Origin of the sequence: Flagellimonas algarum (assembly GCF_040513375.1) — a bacterium.
Taxonomy (GTDB): domain Bacteria; phylum Bacteroidota; class Bacteroidia; order Flavobacteriales; family Flavobacteriaceae; genus Flagellimonas_B; species Flagellimonas_B algarum.
The window spans coordinates 407329-423960 of the sequence record NZ_JBEVTG010000001.1 but is presented as its reverse complement, the minus strand read 5'-3'; the positions used below and the strand labels follow the sequence as shown (position 1 = coordinate 423960).

General features: G+C 46.3%; 15 protein-coding genes. All 15 read left to right on the top strand.

Annotation, left to right across the window (positions count from 1 at the left end):
• The first annotated feature begins 16 nt into the window (after positions 1-16).
• A complete protein-coding gene (locus tag ABV409_RS01980; protein ID WP_353875863.1) occupies positions 17-1144 on the top strand; it encodes an FIST signal transduction protein in 1128 nt (375 codons plus the stop codon).
• A 1-nt stretch (position 1145) separates the two neighbouring features.
• Positions 1146-2198: a sensor histidine kinase gene (locus ABV409_RS01975; RefSeq protein ID WP_353875862.1), complete on the top strand. Its 1053-nt coding sequence runs from the start codon at positions 1146-1148 to the stop codon at positions 2196-2198.
• The gene (locus ABV409_RS01970; RefSeq protein WP_353875861.1) at positions 2195-2521 is read left to right on the top strand and encodes an Hpt domain-containing protein; all 327 of its coding nucleotides are present in this window, start codon (positions 2195-2197) and stop codon (positions 2519-2521) included. The genes ABV409_RS01975 and ABV409_RS01970 overlap by 4 nt, the downstream gene beginning before the upstream one ends.
• A gap of 1 nt (position 2522) precedes the next feature.
• Positions 2523-3251, top strand: coding sequence for a LytR/AlgR family response regulator transcription factor (locus ABV409_RS01965; protein WP_353875860.1), 729 nt, complete (start codon positions 2523-2525; stop codon positions 3249-3251).
• A gap of 30 nt (positions 3252-3281) precedes the next feature.
• Positions 3282-3584 carry an STAS domain-containing protein gene (locus ABV409_RS01960; RefSeq protein WP_353875859.1) on the top strand — a complete coding sequence of 101 codons (303 nt, stop codon included), beginning with the start codon at positions 3282-3284 and terminating at the stop codon, positions 3582-3584.
• A gap of 307 nt (positions 3585-3891) precedes the next feature.
• Positions 3892-4257, top strand: a complete 366-nt coding sequence (locus tag ABV409_RS01955) for a response regulator transcription factor (RefSeq protein ID WP_353875858.1) — start codon at positions 3892-3894, stop codon at positions 4255-4257.
• Between the two features lie 5 nt (positions 4258-4262).
• Positions 4263-5492 carry a sugar transferase gene (locus tag ABV409_RS01950; RefSeq protein ID WP_353875857.1) on the top strand — a complete coding sequence of 410 codons (1230 nt, stop codon included), beginning with the start codon at positions 4263-4265 and terminating at the stop codon, positions 5490-5492.
• 2 nt (positions 5493-5494) lie between these two features.
• Positions 5495-6235 carry a TolC family protein gene (locus ABV409_RS01945; RefSeq protein WP_353875856.1) on the top strand — a complete coding sequence of 247 codons (741 nt, stop codon included), beginning with the start codon at positions 5495-5497 and terminating at the stop codon, positions 6233-6235.
• Between the two features lies 1 nt (position 6236).
• Positions 6237-8471, top strand: coding sequence for a GumC family protein (locus ABV409_RS01940; protein WP_353875855.1), 2235 nt, complete (start codon positions 6237-6239; stop codon positions 8469-8471).
• Positions 8471-9817 (top strand): oligosaccharide flippase family protein, encoded by a 1347-nt coding sequence (locus tag ABV409_RS01935; protein WP_353875854.1) that lies wholly within the window; start codon positions 8471-8473, stop codon positions 9815-9817. The genes ABV409_RS01940 and ABV409_RS01935 overlap by 1 nt, the downstream gene beginning before the upstream one ends.
• Positions 9814-11292, top strand: a complete 1479-nt coding sequence (locus ABV409_RS01930) for an O-antigen ligase family protein (RefSeq protein WP_353875853.1) — start codon at positions 9814-9816, stop codon at positions 11290-11292. Before ABV409_RS01935 ends, ABV409_RS01930 begins: the two co-directional genes overlap by 4 nt.
• On the top strand, positions 11289-12188 hold the full coding sequence (locus ABV409_RS01925; protein WP_353875852.1) for a glycosyltransferase family 2 protein: 900 nt from the start codon (positions 11289-11291) through the stop codon (positions 12186-12188). The genes ABV409_RS01930 and ABV409_RS01925 overlap by 4 nt, the downstream gene beginning before the upstream one ends.
• 10 nt (positions 12189-12198) lie before the next feature.
• On the top strand, positions 12199-14166 hold the full coding sequence (locus ABV409_RS01920) for an LruC domain-containing protein (protein ID WP_353875851.1): 1968 nt from the start codon (positions 12199-12201) through the stop codon (positions 14164-14166).
• Positions 14167-14280: 114 nt separating this feature from the next.
• The gene (locus tag ABV409_RS01915) at positions 14281-15633 is read left to right on the top strand and encodes a UDP-glucose dehydrogenase family protein (RefSeq protein ID WP_353875850.1); all 1353 of its coding nucleotides are present in this window, start codon (positions 14281-14283) and stop codon (positions 15631-15633) included.
• A gap of 17 nt (positions 15634-15650) precedes the next feature.
• A complete protein-coding gene (locus tag ABV409_RS01910) occupies positions 15651-16619 on the top strand; it encodes a UDP-glucuronic acid decarboxylase family protein (RefSeq protein WP_353875849.1) in 969 nt (322 codons plus the stop codon).
• Positions 16620-16632: the final 13 nt, after the last annotated feature.

Below are 16632 nucleotides of genomic sequence, written 5' to 3'. Positions count from 1 at the left end.
CCTAAAAAGTAATGTCATGAAAATCAATCAAGCCAGGAGAACGAAAACAGGAAAATGGGAATTCAATAACAACGAACCATTGAACCAACCTTTGGTATTGGTCTTTGGGGATCGTTTCATCCTTGAACAGGAGGGGATTTATCAAGAGCTTCGCGATCTTTACCCGGATGGGGAATTGGTTTTCGGTTCGACCTCGGGCGAGATCATGGAGACCAATGTGTTCGAAGAGACCATCACTTTGACGGCCATTGAATTTGAAAAGACCCGATTTCAAATCGTTAGTGCAAATGTTAAAGACTTCGTCGATATCGAGAAAATGGGAAAGGCCCTCGCTGAAAAATTCGACCAGGGGGATTTGAGGCACTTGTTCATCGTCTCCGATGGTAGTTTTGTCAACGGTAGTGGGTTGATCGAAGGCTTGGAGTCGGCCGATGGTTTTGCCGCTTCGATTACCGGAGGCCTCTGTGGCGATGGCGCCCGATTCGAGAAAACCCTGACCTCATACAACGAAGATCCCAAGCAGGGGGAAGTGGTGGCCATCGGATTTTATGGGGAATCCTTAGAAGTATCCTATGCCAATTATGGGGGATGGACGGCTTTCGGTCCGGAACGTACCATTACCAAGTCCACCGACAATATACTCTATGAGATCGATGGGCAACCTGCCTTGGATCTCTATAAAACCTATTTGGGTGAAAAAGCGAAGGAATTGCCACAGGCAGCCTTGCTCTATCCTTTGACCGTGCAGCAGCATGAGGATGCGGAACCTTTGGTACGAACGATTTTGAACATAGATGAAGAGGCCAACTCGATGATTTTAGCAGGCGATGTACCCGTAGGATCGAAAGTGCAGTTGATGATGTCGACCATGGACGATATCGCCGAAGGGGCTTCAAATGCGGCTGAATTTGCCATGGAGAACCGAAAAAGCGAACCGGAATTGGCCATTTTGGTCAGTTGTGTCGGTCGAAAACTGGTACTGGCCCAACGGACCGAGGAAGAAATCGAAGAGGTCATGGATGTTATTGGAGGCAGCGCCAAAATCACCGGTTTTTATTCCTATGGGGAGATGGCGCCATTTGCCGGAAAGAACGAATGCCAATTGCATAACCAAACCATGACGCTAACCTTAATGAGCGAGTAAGATGCACAGCCTGCTGAAGCGACAAATAAAGAAGTACTTGCCCGAAGCCTTAAAGGAAGATTCGGGACTGGATCAGTTTTTTGAATCCATAGGGAAGTCTTATTCCGATTATGAGGAAAAGCTTTCGATGATTCAACGTGCGACCTCCTTGAGTTCTACGGAGCTTTATGAGGCCAATAGACGATTGAACCGTGAGACTGAAAGTCAACGAAAAGTACTTGAGGCGCTGAGTAAGGCCGTAGCATTAATGGAGAGCAAAACCGAGATCTCGAAGAATGGGGAACTCGGTTTCGATCCGCAACGATTGGTTGAAAACATCGAAAACCAAACCACCAAAATCGTTGAAATCACTGCTGAGAAGGACCATCTGATGCGTAATCTCGAACAACAGAACGAGTCATTGAACAATTACGCCCACATGGTCTCGCATGATTTGAAATCCCCAATACGTAATATCCATTCATTGGTCAGTTGGGTTTTCGAAGACTGCCACGATGATTTTAAAGATCAAAGCAAGCAAAGTTTCGAACTCATTTTCCAAAACCTGGCCAAGATGGATAGCTTGATCGACGGGATCCTTCGGCATGCCACCATTGATTCCTTAGAAGAGAAGTTGACCGATGTCGATATCAATCTGTTGATCGATGAAATCGAAAGGACCATATATGTCCCTGACAATGTCAGTGTCGAAATCGAAGGAGCTTTGCCCGTATTGCATACCGGGAAGTACCGCATCGAACAGCTGTTCAAAAACTTGTTGACCAATGCGGTTTCGGCTACGGAGGCGAACCCGAACGGCCGGGTTATCGTACAGGCCAAAGAAAAGGAAGACAAATGGTTGTTCGCCATTAGTGATAATGGAAAGGGCATACCACAACACCTACAGACCGGGATCTTCGACATGTTCAAGAAGTTGGAGAACGATGCCAATGCCACCGGTATCGGTTTGGCCTTGGTCAAGAAAATAATCAATTACTACAAAGGTGACATTTGGTTGACCTCGGACGAGGGCAAGGGAACCACCTTTTATTTTACCATTAAAACCAAAATATGATGACAGAGGTACCCAACCTGAATTATATCAAGGAAATCGCTGGGGGCAATGAAGAGTTCGAGAAGAAATTCTTGTCGATCATACAGGCAGAGTTCCCTAAAGAGAAAGAAGACTACCTGCAGAACTTGGCGAACGAAGAGCTGGAAGAGAGTGCCAAGGTGGTCCATAAAATCAAGCACAAGCTTGGCATTTTGGGCCTGAACGATGGCTATAAACTGGCCATCAAATATGAAGAAGATCTGAAGTACGGCGATGTGAAGCTTAAAGAAGAGTTCATGTCGGTATTGGAGCTGGTCGAGGAGTTTATTTTAAAAATCGAGTAAAGTGAAGTGTATCATTGTAGATGATGAGGTCATGGCTCGTGAAATTGTCGCGGAGTTATGCCGAGTGACTCCCAAACTGGAGGTGGTAGCGCAATTTCCCAATGCAGTGGAAGCCTTGAAATATGTCAATCAAAATCCCATTGACGTGATTTTTTTGGATATCCATATGCCGATGTTGACCGGATTTGATTTCATCCAGACCTTGAAGCAACCTCCGAAAATCGTTTTGACGACTTCCGACAAGAATTTTGCGACCGAAGCATACGAATATGATTTCATTGTGGATTATCTCGTGAAGCCTATCAGCTGTTCCCGGTTTCAGAAAACGATCGATAAGCTTTGCAATGCACCGCAGCAGCAACCCATGTTGGCTGAAACAACGCAACAGCAGATGGCTCAGACCATCGAACCATTGGCCGAAGAAGATTTGTACATCAACATCGATAGACGGTTGATCAAATTGAAATTCAGGGAGATCTTAATGATTGAGGCCAAAGGGGATTATATCGAGATCAAGACGACCGATTCGTTTTTTAGGGTGCATTCTACCTTAAAAAAAATAAGGGAAAAATTACCCGAATCGCTGTTTCTCCAAATCCACAGATCTTTCATCATCAACTTTACGAAAATCATAGATATACAAGACAATAGCGTTCTGATCGAGCGAAACGTCATACCGATCAGCAGGTCGAACCGACCAGGTTTGATGCAACGTTTGAACCTGCTATGACCTTAAATTAGATTAATTAAAATAGATAAAATGGCATTGGAAATTAGAGAAAGTAGAGGTTTGTTCGAAGTATTGGGCAATGTATCCTCACAAAACCTTGGCGCATTGAACATTTATTTCGAAACGGTCTTGGAGGCCAACGACCATATGGTCGTCAGCCTTGAAGGGGTAACGGAAATGGATGCGAGCGGGGCTTTGTTTTTTGAGCAACTTTATAAAAATGGCGCCCAAAGGAACAAAGTGGTTTCGATTGTGGGCAAACAAAACCGAGACATCGCCCAAATTATGGATATGACCAATACCGATTACATTCTTAGTTCCGATCGGGTATAATACAATACCATATGATCATTTTAAAAAAAAGCGGGCTTGGCCTGCTTTTTTTTTGGATATACCCACCGATGGTTTCCTGTCATTGGTCTTTACTAACCGGTGATACACCGAAAGGATCCAAATTCTTCCAACACCCCCCGTTCTTTTGATATCTAGGAATGCCCTTTTGATGATGGCTTACCAAAAGAGCTAACATACAGCATGGCGGAACTGGCAACAGTTCGGCTTGCTTTTACAACATTGAATTCTATAAACGTACTAATAATCCTACATTTCGTTTAAATAAGTACTACAAAAAAGAAATATTATGAAAATATTGGTTGTTGACGACAAACAGTCCCTTAGCGAATTGGTCGCCCAGTTCTTAGGGCAGTCCTATAATGTGACTACAGTCGAGAATGGTTTGGCGGCACTTTCTTGGCTGCAAGAGGGCAACATGCCCGACTTGGTTATTACCGATCTTGAAATGCCTGAAATGGATGGCTTCGAATTGATCAAAAGGGTCAAGGAAACCGGGCTGTTCTCAGACATCCCGATCATCGTCTTGAGCTGCCGTGATAGCAGCAGCGATCGTATCGAATGCTTACGCCTCGGCGCTGATGATTATATGGTGAAACCCTTTAATCCGGAAGAGCTATTGATCCGCGTTGACAAGTTGTTAATCCGACACTAAACCCCATGGAAGTAATTACCCAACAACAAACATCGATTCTCTATATCGGTGCCAATCAAAGGTTTGCCCAAGAGTTTCACCGCTTGGCCGAAAACGTTTCGGTCAGTGTGGCCGAAAACGTGGTCAGTGCCTTGAAATGGTTGCATAACAATACCGATTTTGAGAACAACAAATGGGTCAACGTCCACAAAGTGGTCGATGCGATCCTTTGTGAAAACCTGAATAGTGAGGAGGATTTGAAGTTGTTGAAGTCCTACATCGAAAAGACTTTCGATCCCTCAAAAAAAATCCCGTTTGTTTTGTTGGGTACACAAGTCAGTCGTGAAGACAAGCTCATGGCCCTTGAGAACGGCTTCGACGATTTCTTCAACCATCCGATAAGCTTCGATACCATTTTAGAGCGGATCGGGTTTCTCAAGGAGTTGAAATCCAACCTGCGAAAACAGGAAATCACGTCTTCGATTCCGCAGACCAAAAAGTATAAGATCGGTTTCTGGAAACGCAGTTTCGACATCTTCCTTTCCGGGGGGGTGTTATTGCTCGCTTCCCCCTTTTTGTTGTTGGTCATCCTTGCCATTCGATTGGAATCAAAAGGCAAGGTCTATTACATCTCGAGACGGGTGGGTACCGGCTATCGCATTTTCAATTTCTTGAAGTTGCGTTCCATGTATCCTGATGCCGATAAACGTTTGAAAGAATTCGAACATTTGAATCAGTATGTACACGATGATGAAGGGTCGGATGAATCGGGTTCCGGAACCCAGCAACCTTTTGAGAAAGGCACGGTATTGATCGGTGATGATACCGAGGTGGATGAAAATTTCCACAACCAAAAGAAAAAGCAAAGTGCTGACAGTGCTTTCGTCAAGTTCGACAACGACCCCAGGATCACCAAGGTCGGCAAGATCATCAGAAAGTTGAGTATCGACGAATTGCCCCAATTGATCAATGTGTTGAAGGGCGATATGTCGATCGTTGGCAACCGGCCATTACCCTTGTACGAAGCTGAAATGTTGACCACTGACGAATGGACCGAACGCTTCAATGGACCAGCCGGAATTACCGGATTATGGCAAGTCGAGGCTCGTGGTAGAAGTTCTAAAATGTCGCCTGAGGAGCGCAAGCAATTGGATGTCAAGTATGTCAAATATGCGAACAGCAAATATGCCTTCATGATCGATATGTGGATCATTCTACGAACGTTCAAAGCCGTATTCCAAAAAGAAAATGTGTAGTAATGGGGAAAAGATTTGGGGCACTATGGGCAATTGTACTGATTGCGAACCTTTCGTATGGTCAATCCATCAATGATTTTGTAAAAAAAGGATTGGAAGCCAATGATATTTCGCAGCGGCTTCCGGCACTGGACAGCCTCATTACCATTGCCAAAAACAACTCTCCGAGATTAAAGTTCTTCGACGCCGATTACGAGTATTGGGACGGTCAGGTAACCTTGACCAAAAAGGCTTGGCTGCGTAACATCAATCTCGAAGCCGCTTATGGCTACGGTATTTTCGATAATTTGAGCAATCAACAAATCGCTGGGGATCCAGGCAGTCAAACCTTGTTTTCAACCGAACAGAGCCGCTATACCCTGGGCGCTTCGATAAAATTACCCTTGTCTTCGATTTTCAATCGAAACCGCGAAATCAAAAATGCCAAAGCCGAGGCCGATAAATCCAAATACAACAAAGAGTTCGCCATTTGGGAGTTGGAACAGCTGATCGTAAGGCAGTACAATGACCTCATTCGGGCGCACCGCCTCTTCTTCATTTCGAACTCCATTGTCGAAACCTATAAAGTACAATCGATCCGAGCCGAAAAGGATTTCGCGAACGGCATCATCAATGTGACCGAATATACCCGGTTGCAGCAAATGTTGAACCAGGCCATCAGTTCGTATGAATCACAGCGAGCCGAGTTCTTGATCGCCTTGAAATCCTTGGAAGGAACGGTCGGTATCCAGATCGAAATATAGCATGAAGAAATTCAACCTACTTTTTTTCATCCGCCTTTTGCTCCGCCATGTGGGGCTTTTGGTTTTGGTACCCGTCATCTTGGCGGTTTTGGTTTTTCAATTGACCAAGAACGAACCCAAGGTGTTCAATTCAAAGGCTAGGGTCTACACCGGTATCGCTTCGGGTTCGACTATCGAGCTGGACAATACCAAACTTGACTTTAGGGCTACGAATACGGCCTATGATAATTTATTGAACTTGATCAAAGCCCGAACGACCATCGAAACGGTCGCGTTGAAATTGTTCGCGCAACATATGTCGCTCGATAGCGCTGATACCAAGGTCATTTCAAAGGCCAAGTATGATGCCTTGATGGAAATGGTGCCCGAAGACGTCAAGGCCCTTGTGGTCAAAGGCGATGTAGCGGCCACCTTCGATAACTTTAAGAAACTCAAAGAATCAGACCATACGAATTTCATCTATGAGTTGATCAATCTAAAACACCCGGATTACAGTATCGAGAAAATCGTCGGTCGCATTGGGGTGCGTCGAATTCTAAGTAGTGATTTCGTCGATATCGAATTCGAGGCCGATGACCCGGCCATTTGCCAAAATACGCTATTGATCCTTTGTGAGGTCTTCGTAAAACTGAATGCCGATATCAAGGTGAACCAATCCGATGCGGTGGTCAAGTATTTTGAAGGGCAATTACAAGAGTCTACGGGTGACCTAAGGGGAGCCGAAGATGAATTGCTCGCCTTCAACCGCACCCACAACATCATCAACTATTACGAACAGACCAAACACATCGCTTCTGAGAAAGAGCATTTCGAGCTCGAATACCAGAAAGTTTACATCAAACACCATGCGGCCAAGGCGGTATTACAGACCCTTGAATCAAAACTTGCGACCCATGAGATGAAACGCTTATCAAGCGAACAGATCATGAAATTGCGCAACGATCTGGCCGATGTGAATTTCGAAATCGCTATGAAGTCCCTTGGGGTTGAGACCGATTCGATTACCCGTGAGAAAAATGCCCAAGAGGTGGTCGTTCTGACCAAGAAAGCGATCGGCTTAAAGTCAGATTTGCAAGGTCAGGTCAACCAACTCTACACTACCGATTATGATGAAAAGAGTTTGGCCACAACCAGTATCCTAACCGATTGGTTGACCAATACCATAGACTTTGAGGGCACCAAGGCCCAATTGCGGGTGATGGATCAAAAACGGTTGGAATTTGAAAAACTCTATCAGGTATTTTCCCCACTGGGGGCGACCATGAAACGGCTCGAACGGAAAATCGATATTGCGGAACGTGAATACCTCAGTCTCTTGCACAGTTTGGGATTGGCGAAACTGAGGCAACAGAATGTCGAACTCAAATCGAATTTGAAACTGATCGAGGTGCCGTTTTTCCCGATCAGTCCGAAACCTAGTAAACGAATGATGTTGGTCATCGTAGCCGGTATGGCCGGATTCATCTTGGTGGCCTTTACCATCTTGGTCTTGGAATTTTTGGACGGCAACTTGAACACCGCGCCCCGGGCCGAGGACAAAATCGGACTTACGGTTTCGTCCATTTTTCCGGTCATCAGTTCCAAAAAGAAAAAAATAGATTACGCTTATCTTCAGAACAAGGCGGTCAATGCGATCTCACGTAACGTCCTGTTGAACCAATTCAAGAAGGAAGAAGCAAATGAACCTGTCGTCAACCTGTTCTTCTCTACCCAAGAAGGAGAGGGTAAGACCTATGTATGCAGCCATTTGGTGGCCAAATTGTGTGAACTTGACTACCAGGTCTTGCATATCACCTATGATGCCTTCGATTTCGGGTTGAGTAACGATTGCTATCATAAGATCCTGTATCCGGTCAGTGATCAACTTTATAAGATTTCATCAGTTCAGGAGTTCGATGTCGCGAAGGAAATCGATGATTTCAACCGGTTTGATTTCGTCATCCTCGAGATTCCGAGTATCATCAAGAACCCCTTTCCGGTAAAATTGGCTTCGACCATGGACTATACCTTCTTGGTCACCCGGGCCAATCGGGCATGGAGCGAAGCCGATAAAAATGCCCTAGCACTTTTCAATGAGGCCACCACCGGACCTGAACCGACGATCATACTCAATGGGGTCAAGGTGTTGGAAATGGAAACCGTATTAGGTGACCTGCCGAAGAAACGATCCCTGATCCGTCGTTGGGTCAAGAAAGTCGTTCAATTCCGATTCTTCACCAAAAAGACCGTGGCGTAATGTGGCAGAAAATCAAAAATATCGGTAAGGAAAAAAACGTATCCTCCCTATTGACGAATATGGTCATTGCCTTTTTGGGATTGGTCAGTTTCATGTTGTTGACACGGCAATTGCCCAAAGAGCAATTCGGTGATTGGGTGCTGTTCATCACCTTGGCCACTTTTGTGGATCTCTTACGCTTCGGGCTGACCCGAACTTCGGTAGTACGCTTGTTGGCAGGTGCCGATGATGAGTCGTTCAAACGTTTTCTAGGGTCGAGTTATAAGATCAACCTGTTGTTGTTGGCTTTGATCGTATTGGTCTGTTGGTCGGTGGCGGGTATGCAATACGGCTTGGGTATCGAGATGAACAACGGATACTTATTGTTCTTTAGGTGGTATCCGGTTTTGGCCTTGTTCAATTTAGGATGGAACACCGCTTCCGCCTTGTTCCAGGCCGAACAGAACTTCCATCGCATGATGTTGGTACGTTTGGCGAATGTAGGCCTGTTCGTCGTTTTCTTAATAGCGAACGGTTTGTTCTTCAAATTGGGTTTGTTGGAAATCGTTTGGGTCAATTTGGGGGTAAACCTGATTTCCAGTTGCTGGTGTTCACTTAAGAAATGGGATGGACTTTCCTATTTGAAGTTTGCGGAAAGCGCCACGGAAAAAGAACTGATCAACTTCGGTAAATTCTCCATGGGCACCCTGATCGGTTCGAGCCTGCTAAAAAGCGCCGATACCCTGATCATCGGACTGAGCCCTGTCTTGGGGTCAGCTGGGATCGCCATGTACGCCATCCCGCTTAAATTGACCGACCTATTGGGAATTCCCCTGCGAAGTTTTACCATGACCGCGTATCCGCGGATGTCAAGAAAAAGCTTGGCCGGCGATTTTGAAGGGGTACGAAAACTATTCTATACCTACTCTGGGGCCGTGACCCTGCTATTCGTTCCGGTGGCCATTGGGTGTTTTGTTTTCGCCGAATACCTGATACTCTTTTTAGGAGGCGATGAATACCGTGAATCCTTGCCACTATTGACTTTGGTATTCAGGGTCTTTACGGTTTATACGTTGTTATTACCGGTCGATCGGTTTACCGGGGTATTGTTGGATAGTATTAACCGCCCCAAATTGAATCTCTACAAGGTCATTTTCATGACCTTATCGAATATCGTCATCGACATCGTTGCCGTCTTTGTCTTCGAAAGTTTGGTGGCCGTGGCCGTTGGCACCGTGTTCTTCACCTTGTTGGGCATCGTTTTGGGCTTCTATTTTTTACGCAAGGAAATCCAGATCAGTTCGAGGCAGATTTTACCCGAAGGCCTGTTCTTCTTTAAAAATATCAAAACCTATATCGGCTCATGAACCCGTTCGAACGCACATATGGAACGGATCACCTAAAGCAACCCTTGCCGGTCGCCATTTTGTTGTCGGTCGCGGTTTTGACCGCCCATCTCACAGCAACCAAAGGCCTTGTAGCCGGAATCGGCATGGTGATTTTGCCGATCGGTATCGTCTATATGGGGGTATTGTTCCAACGGCCGAAATTGGGTTTGTTGACCATTTTCGTTTTGAACTTTTTGATCTTGGGCCTTGGTCGCTATGTGCCCATGACATGGGGTTTGTTGATCGACGGCTTGATGTTCTTGATGTACTTGGCCCTTTTCTTTAAGGCCTTCAAAATCAAAGTACCCTGGAGCAAGGCCAAATCACAATTGACGATCTTGGTTTCCGTTTGGTTCGGCTATGCCCTGTTTCAGGCGGTCAATCCGGAAGCGGTCAGTTTTGCAGCTTGGTTCTACGCCATGCGTGGCCTGGCACTCTACCAATGGATGATCGTGCCGTTGCTGTTTATCCTATTCGATAAACCCAAAGACCTGAAGTTGTTCTTCATCATATGGGGGCTCATGTCATTTCTGGGTACGCTCAAAGGCTGCCAACAGCTCTTTTTCGGGGTCGATCCCTTTGAACAAAAATGGTTGGACAATGGGGGGTCGTTGACCCATGTACTTTTCGGAAAGCTACGCATCTTTTCGTTCTATTCAGACGCCGGTCAATTCGGGGCCTCGCAAGGTCATGCCGGGGTGGTATTCGGGGTCTTGGCCCTTTTTACCAAAAGCAAAAAGTTCCGCATTTTCTGTATCGTGGTGGCCTTGGCAGGCTTGTACGGGATGTTGATCTCGGGTACCCGTGGAGCCATTGCGGTACCTGCAGCTGGGGGTATCATGTTCTTGATCCTCAGGAAGAACATTCCGATTTTGGTGGCCGGTGCGATCATGGGTATCGGGGTATTCGTGTTTTTCAAGTATACCACGATCATGAACAACAACGCCCAGATTCGAAGAATGCGAACGGCCTTCGATCCTAACGACGCCTCCTTGCAAGTAAGGCTCGCCAACCAACGGAAATTGAGTAATTATTTGGCATCACGCCCTTTCGGCGGGGGTATCGGTTCGACCGGAAATTGGGGCCAGCGTTTCTCGCCCCATACCTTTTTGGCCAATACCGCGACCGATAGTTGGTTTGTGGCCATTTGGGCCGATACCGGTGTGGTCGGACTCTATTTACACCTGTTCATCCTCTTCTTCGTGTTGATTACGGGGGCTTACAATGTGATGTTCAAAGTACGTGACGATTGGCTGCGCGGTCAAATCGCCGCCTTGGTATGCGGCATGTTCGGCATAATGGGGGCTTCATACGGCAATGGGGTGTTCGGCCAATTTCCGACCTGTATCCTGATGTACACGGGCATGGTCTTTATGTTCATCGCTCCGCGGATGGACCGGGAACTAATGAAAAAGAAAGGAATTTTATTGGAAAACGAAACAGCTACACCATGAATACACAAGCATTGGTATCGATCATCACGATCAATTATAACGAGTCGGAGGTCACCTTGGACATGTTGCGGTCTCTTGAAGAACTGACCTATCGAAATATAGAGGTCATCGTTGTTGACAACGCCTCTCCGAATGACGATCCCGACCGGATCAAACTGGAGTTTCCACAGGTCAATTTGATCAAAAGCGAAATTAATTTGGGTTTCGCCGGGGGCAACAACCTCGGGGTCAAAGCCGCGAAGGGCGCCTATTTATTGTTCATCAACAACGATACCATCGTACCCCCGGGATTTATCGAGCCTTTGGTGGAAACCTTGGAGAAAGATCAGGGAATCGGAATGGTCAGCCCCAAGATCAAATTCCATTGGGATGCTTCTTTGATACAGTACGCGGGTTATACCCCGATGAACCAATATACCATTCGAAATAACTCGATCGGGTATCATCAAAAAGACGAAGGGGGGTATGATCAGGCTGGAGAGACGGAATCCATACACGGTGCGGCCATGATGGTTCCAAAACGTGTGGTCGATGAGGTCGGCATGATGACCGAGATCTACTTTTTGTATTACGAAGAGCACGATTGGGCCGAAATGATCAAAAGGGCAGGGTACAAAGTCTATTACCAGCCAGCCTCTTATATCCTTCATAAAGAATCCCTTTCGACTGGAAAGTTCAGCCCCTTGAAGACCTATTACATTGCCCGTAATCGAATCGTTTTCGCCCGGCGCAATTTCAAACCTTTTCAATTGATGGTCAGCTTGCTTTTCCAGGCTTTCGTATCAATCCCAAAGAACACCTTGACATTTTTGGTCAAGCGACAATTCGAGCATTTGCGTGCCTTTTGGCGCGCCATATTATGGAATTTGTCCCACCACAAAAGCATTCATACCTAAAAAACAACCCATGAAAAAGACAATCAAATTACCTGGAATATTCGCACTATTTGCTTTTACCGCCTGTGTGAGTGAAAAAGATCTTGATCCCCCTGCAGGCGATGATGAAATCGTCATCACAGACGATGATGGTGGGGTCGAAGGGCCCTTATCCGCATTGGATGTAGCGGCAAGCTTTGGGTATCCTACCAGTAAAAACGTCGATTTGATTTTGGATGCGCCCGATTTCTTAAAAGGGGCGACCTTCTCGATTTATGGAAAGATCGGAACCCAAGACAGTCTCTCGATCGGTAAAGGTACCTTTGATTCAAACGGGCATTTTGAGAAAAAACTCACCGTTGCGGCCCGTATGGACAGTGTCTTGATCTACACCAATTATATCGGATTGATCGACAACGTTAGGTTACCGATAACCAACGATGGGGTGGTCTTCGATTATGGCCAGTTCTATGAGCGCGATGGCAGTTCGGGCAAAGGTTCCGAGAGACCCAAACGTATTTCATTTTCACAGAGTGCCAATGTAGACTATACGTTTATTGATTCCTTTGATGGATTGGGTGTTCCTGATAATTTGGCATTCTCGGATGTCATCCAACAAAACCTGTTGGATGATATCAATGCCTCCTTACCGGAGAACGTACCAGGGGGGATACCGGTGTCGAACCCGGATTTCCTGGCCGGTAAAGAGACCAGTTTGATCACGACCGAGGAAGCCGATGTATGGGTCACCTTCGTTTCCGAAGGTGCGGGCTACCGCAATGTATTGGGGTACTATACCTATACCCTAGGCAATGAGCCGGCTACCGTAGATGATATCACCGAACATCGGGTAATCTTCCCCAATGTGTCCTTCTTGGGATCCGGAGGGGGCTTGATTTCCGGCGACCGCGTGTATTTGGGCCGTTTTCCGGCCAATACCGTGATCTCCTGGTTCCTGGCTGCCAATGGATGGTTCGGAAGTGGTGTCAGTGATGGCAATGGGGTGTATTATTCCAATCCTGATTTCAATCCGGAATCCACAGAATCGACCCGTACCCATATGGTGTTGTTGTATGATGAGGTACGTGAGCTCACCATTTTGGGATTTGAGGATCTGCGAAGGGATGTGGCTACCGATGATGATTTCAACGATGCGGTATTTTATGCTCGGGCGAACCCACCGGATGCCATACAAGTTGGCAATTTTGCCGAAATCGAAGTGTCCAATGATGCGGATGGGGATGGAATCAACGATGAGTTGGACGATTTTCCGTTCGACCCGAATAAGGCGTTCAATAATTTTCAACCCTCAGTGAATTCAACCGGAAAACTGGTTTACGAGGATCTTTGGCCCAGCCAAGGGGATTACGATTTCAATGATTTGGCCTTGGATTATAGCTTCAATCTCATAGCCAATGGGGATAATCTCGTCACCTCTTTGGATGCGACTTTTACCATTGAGAACATCGGGGGGTCCTTACATAATGGTTTCGCTTTCGTCTTGCCCATTGACCCCAGCTTGATCGACGGCATCGAAGGGCAGGTTTTAAACGGCACTTACGAATCCGTAGCGGCCAATGGGACAGAAACAGGCACGAATACTGATGAGACCGTCATTATCGTCGCTGGCGATTGTTTTGACCTCGAAGGGCAAACGTTGTCGCTGACCATTGATTTTACTACCCCCATAGACCCGAATGCTTTGGGTGATGTGCCCTTCAATACATTTTTGATCGCCAATCAAGATCGGGCCAAGGAAGTGCATCTTCCCGATTTGCCACCAACAAGCAAGGCCGATTATTTGGGCACGGCTGATGATTTCAGCGATCCCGCTTCCGGTAGGTATTACAAGACCGATACCAATTTACCATGGGCTTTGAACATATACGAAGGCTTTCAAACTCCACCTGAGAGCATTCCGATTACCCTGCAATACCCCAGGTTCGTAAACTGGGCAAATTCAGGAGGAACCCAGGATTTGGACTGGTACCAACAGTAGGTAGCAAGGTGGAATCGCTCATTGACAACGAATTGGGACCATTTCACAACAATAGTTTCTTGCACTAAAAAAGTAGGATAATATTTACAAATAGATAACGAAAAAACTTTAAAAATGAATATTGCAGTAGTAGGTACAGGTTATGTCGGTTTGGTCACCGGAACTTGTTTTGCAGAAGCGGGCGTCAATGTCGTCTGTGTGGATATCGACCAAAAGAAAGTTGAAATGTTGCGCAATGGGGGCGTGCCGATTTACGAACCCGGACTTGACGTTCTCCTCGAACGTAACATCGATAAAGGAAGGATTTCCTTTACGACCAGTCTTGAGAAAGGGATCAAGGATGCCGATGCGGTCTTTATCGCCGTGGGTACCCCACCGGATGAAGACGGTAGTGCAGATCTGAAATACGTATTGGGCGTGGCCCGTGAAATCGGCCAGCACATGCAAGACTACAAGGTCATTATCACCAAAAGTACGGTACCCGTCGGTACCTCCTATAAGGTGAAGAGTGCCGTAGAGGAAGAATTGAAAAAGCGTGAAGTAAGGATTCCGTTCGACGTGGCTTCTAACCCTGAATTTTTGAAGGAAGGAAGCGCTGTCGATGATTTCTTGAAACCCGATCGGATCGTGGTAGGCATCGAAAGCAAACGTGCCGAAAAGGTCATGAACCGCTTGTACAAGCCTTTCTTGATGAATGGGCACCCTTTGTTGATCATGGACATCTTCTCTTCGGAGATGACGAAATATGCGGCCAATTCGATGTTGGCCACGAAAATCAGTTTTATGAACGACATTGCCAACCTCTGTGAATTGGTCGGTGCCAATGTCGACTTGGTCCGTAAAGGTATCGGTTCCGATACCAGGATCGGAAACAAGTTCATTTACCCGGGTACCGGCTATGGAGGAAGCTGCTTCCCCAAAGACGTGCAGGCCCTAGTGCGCACTGCCGATGAATACGGTCATTCTTTGGAAGTATTGAAAGCGGTAGAAGCGGTGAACTACAGACAGAAAACCACCCTTGTCGATAAGATCAAAAGCCATTTCGGTGAAAATCTCAAAGGAAAACAATTCGGTCTATGGGGCTTGGCCTTCAAACCGAAAACCGATGATATGCGTGAGGCACCTTCTTTGGTGATTATCGAAAAGTTGAAGGCGATGGGCGCCAATGTCCGTGCCTATGATCCCGTGGCCATGGAAGAGGCAGAACGCATTTTAGGTGATGGTATCGAATATGCCAAAGACGAATACGATGCCATCATCGATGCAGATGCCTTGATCGTAGTAACAGAGTGGTCTGAATTCAGGATGCCGAACTTCAGGATCCTTGATAAACTGATGAACGAAAAGACCATTTTCGACGGAAGGAACATTTATGATCCAGACGATATGGAAGAAAACGGCTTCAACTACTACAGTATCGGTAGGGAGGTCATCAAGAGCGAACAAAACGCATCGGTAGGTGCATAACGCATAACAAAAAATAGATGAAACGAATATTGGTTACAGGCGGTGCCGGCTTTGTTGGATCGCACTTGTGTGAACGACTTCTAAATGAGGGGAATGAGGTGGTTTGTATGGATAATTATTTTACGGGACGGAAAAGCAAGATCGTCCATTTGATGGACAACCCGTATTTTGAATTAATAAGGCATGATGTAACGTTACCTTACTTCATTGAGGTAGACGAGATTTACAATTTGGCATGTCCGGCCTCTCCTGTACATTACCAATACAATCCGATCAAAACGATCAAGACCTCCGTTTTAGGGGCGATCAACATGCTCGGTTTGGCCAAAAGGATCAACGCCAAAGTCTTACAGGCTTCTACCAGTGAGGTCTATGGCGACCCTGAGGTGCATCCACAACCAGAGGATTATTGGGGCCATGTCAATCCGATCGGGATACGTTCCTGTTACGATGAAGGCAAACGTTGTGCCGAATCCTTGTTCGTGAATTACCACCAATTCAACAACGTCTTGGTCAAGATCATCAGGATCTTCAATACCTATGGACCGAGGATGGAACCTGACGATGGCCGTGTCGTTTCGAATTTTATCATGCAGGCCCTTCAAGGACAAGACATCACGATTTTCGGCGATGGTACACAGACCCGTAGTTTTCAGTACGTGAGCGACCTTGTCGATGGCATGATCAAAATGATGGATACCGAAGACGAGTTCATCGGACCGATAAATATCGGGAACCCAGGGGAGTTCACCATGCTTGAATTGGCCCAGAATATCATCGATATCACCGGTTCGAAATCCAAGATCATCCACCTGCCCTTACCCTCGGACGATCCGATGCAACGACAGCCGAATATCGATTTGGCAAAAGAAAAACTAAAAGATTGGGAGCCTTCAATAGACCTTCGTGAAGGGTTGACCAGAACGATCAACTACTTCGATGGGATGTTGAAAGACCAGTCAATAAAAGAATTGATCAACGTGTAATTTCATTTTTAAA

Bases quoted from the DNA above. Each gene is read 5' to 3' on its own strand.
- ABV409_RS01940 (WP_353875855.1), top strand. From the start codon at position 6,237: ATGAAGAAATTCAACCTACTTTTTTTCATCCGCCTTTTGCTCCGCCAT.
- ABV409_RS01925 (WP_353875852.1), top strand. From the start codon at position 11,289: ATGAATACACAAGCATTGGTATCGATCATCACGATCAATTATAACGAG.
- ABV409_RS01960 (WP_353875859.1), top strand. From the start codon at position 3,282: ATGGCATTGGAAATTAGAGAAAGTAGAGGTTTGTTCGAAGTATTGGGC.
- ABV409_RS01980 (WP_353875863.1), top strand. From the start codon at position 17: ATGAAAATCAATCAAGCCAGGAGAACGAAAACAGGAAAATGGGAATTC.
- ABV409_RS01910 (WP_353875849.1), top strand. From the start codon at position 15,651: ATGAAACGAATATTGGTTACAGGCGGTGCCGGCTTTGTTGGATCGCAC.
- ABV409_RS01935 (WP_353875854.1), top strand. From the start codon at position 8,471: ATGTGGCAGAAAATCAAAAATATCGGTAAGGAAAAAAACGTATCCTCC.
- ABV409_RS01950 (WP_353875857.1), top strand. From the start codon at position 4,263: ATGGAAGTAATTACCCAACAACAAACATCGATTCTCTATATCGGTGCC.
- ABV409_RS01930 (WP_353875853.1), top strand. From the start codon at position 9,814: ATGAACCCGTTCGAACGCACATATGGAACGGATCACCTAAAGCAACCC.
- ABV409_RS01945 (WP_353875856.1), top strand. From the start codon at position 5,495: ATGGGGAAAAGATTTGGGGCACTATGGGCAATTGTACTGATTGCGAAC.
- ABV409_RS01955 (WP_353875858.1), top strand. From the start codon at position 3,892: ATGAAAATATTGGTTGTTGACGACAAACAGTCCCTTAGCGAATTGGTC.
- ABV409_RS01970 (WP_353875861.1), top strand. From the start codon at position 2,195: ATGATGACAGAGGTACCCAACCTGAATTATATCAAGGAAATCGCTGGG.
- ABV409_RS01915 (WP_353875850.1), top strand. From the start codon at position 14,281: ATGAATATTGCAGTAGTAGGTACAGGTTATGTCGGTTTGGTCACCGGA.
- ABV409_RS01920 (WP_353875851.1), top strand. From the start codon at position 12,199: ATGAAAAAGACAATCAAATTACCTGGAATATTCGCACTATTTGCTTTT.
- ABV409_RS01975 (WP_353875862.1), top strand. From the start codon at position 1,146: ATGCACAGCCTGCTGAAGCGACAAATAAAGAAGTACTTGCCCGAAGCC.